The sequence below is a fragment of the Streptomyces europaeiscabiei genome, assembly GCF_001550375.1.
In the GTDB taxonomy this organism is placed as follows: Bacteria; Actinomycetota; Actinomycetes; order Streptomycetales; family Streptomycetaceae; genus Streptomyces; species Streptomyces europaeiscabiei.
Window position 1 is genome coordinate 1 of record NZ_LRTR01000274.1, and the last position, 514, is coordinate 514.

Here is a 514-nt window from a genome sequence, read left to right on the forward strand (position 1 = left end):
CCCGGCGCCGCCCCACTCGGCCAGCGGCCGCCCGCCGCTCCGACGGCCGGCGGGCGCATGCGCTTCTGGATCGAGGTCAACGGCACCCGCCATCAGATCTCCCGCCCGACGCTGGTACTGGGGCGCAGCACGGAAGCCGACGTGCGGATCGACGACCCCGGCGTCTCCCGTCGGCACTGCGAGATCCGGACCGGAACGCCCTCGACGATCCAGGATCTCGGATCCACCAACGGCATCGTGGTGGACGGGCAGCACACCACCCGCGCTACGCTCCGCGACGGCTCGCGGATCGTCGTGGGCAGCAGCACCATCATTTACCGGCAAGCCGAAGGGTGAAGCGGGGGCAATGTCAGAGCTGACCCTCACGGTCATGCGGCTAGGTTTCCTGGCCGTACTGTGGCTGTTCGTGATCGTGGCCGTGCAGGTCATCCGCAGCGATCTGTTCGGTACGCGCGTCACCCAGCGGGGGTCGCGCCGGGAGGCCGCGCGGCAACCGCAGGCCGCCCGCCAGGCC

The 514-nt window shown here is 71.0% G+C and carries 1 protein-coding gene and 1 pseudogene; both read left to right on the forward strand.

The genetic code is table 11. The annotated features are described in order from the left end of the window. The coding region (locus AWZ10_RS13005; protein WP_159058264.1) for an FHA domain-containing protein at positions 1-336 on the forward strand (336 nt) is incomplete at its 5' end. Between the two features lie 10 nt (positions 337-346). Continuing rightward, positions 347-514, forward strand: a pseudogene (locus tag AWZ10_RS46885) (FHA domain-containing protein); the annotation flags it as partial.